Source organism: Frankia sp. CcWB3, assembly GCF_977927595.1.
Genome location: NZ_CDWRCK010000057.1, coordinates 8650 through 13258 on the forward strand (window position 1 = coordinate 8650; position 4609 = coordinate 13258).

The 4609-nt window shown below is 70.8% G+C and carries 4 protein-coding genes and 1 pseudogene; all 5 read left to right on the forward strand.

Going from position 1 to position 4609, the window contains the following annotated elements; translation table 11 throughout:
• Positions 1-808 (forward strand): annotated as a pseudogene (locus ACY5KJ_RS06875) (ATP-binding protein); the annotation flags it as partial.
• A 102-nt stretch (positions 809-910) separates the two neighbouring features.
• Positions 911-1315 carry a roadblock/LC7 domain-containing protein gene (locus ACY5KJ_RS06880; RefSeq protein WP_462187237.1) on the forward strand — a complete coding sequence of 135 codons (405 nt, stop codon included), beginning with the start codon at positions 911-913 and terminating at the stop codon, positions 1313-1315.
• A 66-nt stretch (positions 1316-1381) separates the two neighbouring features.
• A complete protein-coding gene (locus ACY5KJ_RS06885) occupies positions 1382-1741 on the forward strand; it encodes a DUF742 domain-containing protein (RefSeq protein WP_462187236.1) in 360 nt (119 codons plus the stop codon).
• A gap of 131 nt (positions 1742-1872) precedes the next feature.
• A complete protein-coding gene (locus ACY5KJ_RS06890) occupies positions 1873-2802 on the forward strand; it encodes a proline dehydrogenase family protein (RefSeq protein ID WP_462187235.1) in 930 nt (309 codons plus the stop codon).
• Between the two features lie 136 nt (positions 2803-2938).
• The coding region (gene pruA, locus ACY5KJ_RS06895) for an L-glutamate gamma-semialdehyde dehydrogenase (protein WP_462203012.1) at positions 2939-4609 on the forward strand (1671 nt) is incomplete at its 3' end.

Here is a 4609-nt window from a genome sequence, read left to right on the forward strand (position 1 = left end):
TGTGGGGCCTGCGGGGTCGCTCGGCGGTCCCGATACGCCGCCGGCCGGTCTCGGCTCCTACACCTCCTACACACCGACCGAGGAGTGGTTCCGGCCGCGCGGTGTCGATCTTGGCGTCGTCGGCGAGCTCGCCGACGACGCCGACTCGTCCACCGTGGCCGAGGCCGGTGGCGGGTCGCGTCTGGGCGCCGCCACGGGATCGGAGGGCGGGGCCGTCCTGCCTCCGATCGAGGAGGCGGTGGCCGCGCTCCGTCGTCGGCGCGAGCGTGGGGCGGACAGAAGGATGCGCGCCGCCGCGGCGCGGCCGCCCGAGCCCTCCGAGCCCTCCGAGGAGAAGTTCAACTGGTTCACGCGAGATCCGGCACCGTCGCGTTCCGCGGTGCGCATCCCACCCGTGTCCCTCGAGCCGCCCGTGTCCCTCGAGCCGCCCGTGTCCCTCGAGCCGCCCGCGGCCGGTGGGGCGGCGTGGTCGGGCGGGGCGGTAACCGTCGGTGGGGTATCGGGCTCGGGCGAAGCGGCGGTGAGTGACCATCCCCCCATCGGGCCAGACGGTCCCAGGACCCCCTCCGGGCTGCCGATCCGCGCCCCGCAGACCCACGGGCTCCTCGGTCCGGACCCGTTGGGCACGCCCCCGTCCAGGTCCGCGACCGCTCGCCCCCCCGATGCCGGCCCCGACCTTTTCGGCCCGGCAGCGGCGCTCACGCCGGCCCCGGAACAGCAGACGGTGGCGCCCGAACGGATCCGCGGCCGCCTGAGCCGACTGTACGAAGGCGTTCACCATGCTCGTGGTGTCAAGGGAGACCCCTGACGAGCCTGGCAGCGACGGATGACCATCCGCATCCCTCCTGCCTGCGCGCGGACACCGCACTCCCTGATTCGCGCTCCCTGATTCGCATAGTCTGGAGGACGCGTGACCCGCGCGGATCCCGAGAATCCCTCGCTCGACTGGCTCGTCAACAACTTCGTCGACTTCGTGCCCGGTGTGGCCAATGCGATCGTCGCGTCCTCGGACGGGCATCTTCTCGCCGTCTGCACTGGTTTCCCGCGTGAGCGGGCGGAACGGCTGAGTTCCCTCGCGTCCGGTCTGTTCAGCCTGACCTTGGCCGCCGCCGACTTCGTGGACGGCGGCCACGTCACCCAGACCATCGTCGAGATGGCCCAGGGCTCGCTGCTGCTCATGGCCGTCGGGGAGGGGTCCTACCTGGCCGTGCTCGCCACCAACACCTGCGATATCGGGTTCGTAGGGTACGAGATGACGGTGCTCGTCGCCCGGACCCGGGAGGCGCTCACCCCGGCCCGCCGCGAAAATGTGTGACCAGGTGCCCACCAGGTGACATCCCCCATGACCCCATACCCCATGACCAGGTGACCAGGTGACCACGTGAACGGGGACGCGGTGGAGCCGTCGGGCGAGCTCGTGCGGCCGTACACGGCGACCCGCGGCCGGGCGCGCCCGTCCCGTCTGCTGGCGCTCGAGGCCATGGTGACCACGACACCGCTCGGCCGCGGGCGGCTGCCGGTCCTGCTTCTCGAACAGAAGTCGATCGTCGCGATGTGCGTGCAGCCTCAGTCGGTGATCGAGATCGCGGCCGAGCTGCGTTTGCCTGTGGGCGTAGTCCGCGTGCTCGTCGCCGACGCGGCGGCGGACCGCCTGGTGGAGATCTCCCAGCTCACCATGCCGACGGGAGCCCCGCAGCTCGAGTTGCTCGACCGGGTACTCGCCGGCCTGCGTCGCCTCTGAGCCGGCGCACTCTGAGCCGGCGCGGCATTCCGCGCCGCTAGGCTGGACAGAGCATCGAGCTTACGTGAAGCTTCGGATCACACTTATTCTGTCACGTCTATTCTGTCACGTCGCCTCAGGGGACGATCGATATGATCCAAAAGCTGATGCCTCCCGTGTCCCGCCATCCGCTCACCCGCGCGCTCGTCACACGTACCCCCCTTGCCCGGGGGATCATCGATCGCTTTGTCGCCGGCCCGTCCGACGCGGACGCGGTCGCCGCGGTAGCCGGACTTGCGGACCTCGGCCTCCTGGCGACGGTGGATCTGCTCGGTGAGGACATCACCCGTGCGGAGGACGCGGCCCACACCCTGCTGGCCTACCTCGGGCTGCTCGACCTCGCCGACCGCGCGGGGATCGCCGCCGGTCTCGACGTCTCGGTGAAGCTGTCTGCGCTCGGTCAGGCCGTGCCCCGCGACGGCCGCAAGCTGTCGTACGAGAACGCCGCCGAGATCTGCGCGCGGGCAGCGGCGGCGAACGCGACGGTCACCCTGGACATGGAGGATCACACCACCACGGACTCGACGTTGGACACCCTGGTGGAGCTGCGTCGGGACTTCCCCTCCGTCGGCGCCGTCCTGCAGGCGCAGCTTCTGCGCACCGAGACGGACTGCCGTGACCTCGCCACCGACGGGTCACGGGTGCGGCTGTGCAAGGGCGCCTACCGCGAACCGCCCGCCGTAGCCCACCAGGGACGTCCGGCTGTCGCCGCCGCGTACGCCCGCTGTCTGGGAATCTTGCTCACCGGATCGGGCTATCCCATGATTGCCACTCACGACCCCGCCCTCCTGAACCTCGCCGGCCGGTTCGCTGAGCACGTGGGACGCCTGCCCGCGACCTTCGAATACCAGTTGCTGTACGGGGTACGCCCGGTCGAGCAGCGGCGGTTGGCGTCGACCGGGGCCACGGTGCGGGTGTATGTGCCCTACGGGGCGGACTGCGTGCCGTACCTGACCCGGCGGCTGGTGGAGAGACCCACGAACCTGCTGCTCGCCGCTCGCGCGCTCCGGAGTCGGGCCTGAGATGCGGTGGGCCTGGGATGCGGTGGGCCTGGGATGCGGTGGGCCTGGGATTATGGGCGGGCCTGGGATGCGGGCCGGCTGAGACGCGGGCAGGCTGGACGGGGGACGGAGCGTGCGGCGGGACGAAGCAGAGCGCGTGGCGACCGGACCGGTGACGGTTCCGGTCGCGCGTAACGAACCGGTCCGTTCCTACGCCCCGGGTAGCCCGGAACGTGCCAGTCTGCGGCGGACCCTGCTCCGGCTGGGCGGTGAACATATCGAGCTGACCAACACGATCGGGGGACACCAGCATCTCGGCGGCGGCCCGGCCCGCGACGTCGTGCAGCCTCATGCATACCGGCGGGTGCTCGGAACGCTGCGAGAGAGCACCCACGCGGACGCGGCCGAGGCGGTCGCCGCGGCGAAGAAGGCCGCCCCCGGCTGGCGGGATCTGGGTTTCGCGGGACGGGCCGCGGTGCTCCTGCGCGCCGCGGAGGCCCTCTCCGGCCCGTGGCGGGACACGTTGAACGCGGCCACCATGCTGGGCCAGTCGAAGACCTGCCAACAGGCGGAGATCGACGCCGCCTGCGAACTGATCGACTTCTGGCGGTTCAACGTGATGTTCGCCGCCGAGTTGCTGGCCGACGTGCCGGCCAGCGGGGCCGGGGAATGGAACCGGCTGGATTTGCGTCCGCTGGAGGGATTCGTCTACGCGGTCAGCCCGTTCAACTTCACCGCCATCGCCGGGAACCTGGCGACCGCGCCGGCGTTGATGGGGAACACCGTCGTCTGGAAGCCGGCTCCCACGCAGGCGTTTGCCGCGCATTTCCTGATGCGGCTGCTGGAATCGGCGGGGTTGCCGCCCGGCGTCATCAACCTCGTCGGCGGTTCGGGTGAACCGGTCAGCGACGTGGTGTTCTCCGACCCGGATCTGGCCGGCGTTCATTTCACCGGTTCTCCCGCCGTCTTCGCCCGGCTGTGGCGGGCGGTCGGCGAGAACCTGGACGGCTACCGTTCCTATCCGCGGATCGTCGGGGAGACCGGTGGCAAGGACTTCGTGGTGGCGCATTCCTCGGCCGACGTCGACGTGCTGCGTACCGCGCTGCTGCGGGGGTCCTTCGAGTACAGCGGCCAGAAATGCTCGGCGGCCTCCCGGGCGTACCTGCCCGCAAGCCTGTGGCGGCGCCTGGACGCCGAACTCGCCGCCGCGACCGAGGCACTGTCGGTGGGGGACGTCAGCGACTTCGACCATTTCACCGGTGCGGTCATCGATGCGCGCGCCTACGATCGCCTGGCCGCCGCATGCACCCGTGCTGCCAGCGATTCGACCGTCACCGTTCTCGCCGGGGCACAGTGCGACGACGCTGTCGGCTGGTTCGTCCGGCCGACGGTGCTGCTCGGCACCGATCCCGGGCGGGAATGGTTCACCCGCGAGCTGTTCGGCCCGATCCTGTCGGTTCACGTCTACGACGACAACCGGCCGGGGGCCTGGGACGACGTGCTGACACTGATCGACCGGACCTCGTCCTACGCGCTCACCGGTGCCGTCGTCGCGACCGACCGCTCGGCGATCGCCCGCGCCGAACACGTGCTGCGCTTCGCGGCCGGCAACTTCTACATCAATGACAAGCCGACCGGGGCCGTGGTCGGCCGGCAGCCGTTCGGCGGCGCTCGCCGTTCCGGCACCAACGACAAGGCCGGTTCCGCGCAGAACCTGCTGCGCTGGATCAGCCCACGGGTGATCAAGGAGAATCTCGCTCCGCCTGCCGACCACGTGTATCCCTACATGGGGCCCGGGGCCTTTGGCGTGACCGGCGACCGTGCGTCC

Coding starts and splice junctions, on each gene's coding strand:
- ACY5KJ_RS06890 (WP_462187235.1), top strand. CDS start 1,873: ATGATCCAAAAGCTGATGCCTCCCGTGTCCCGCCATCCGCTCACCCGC.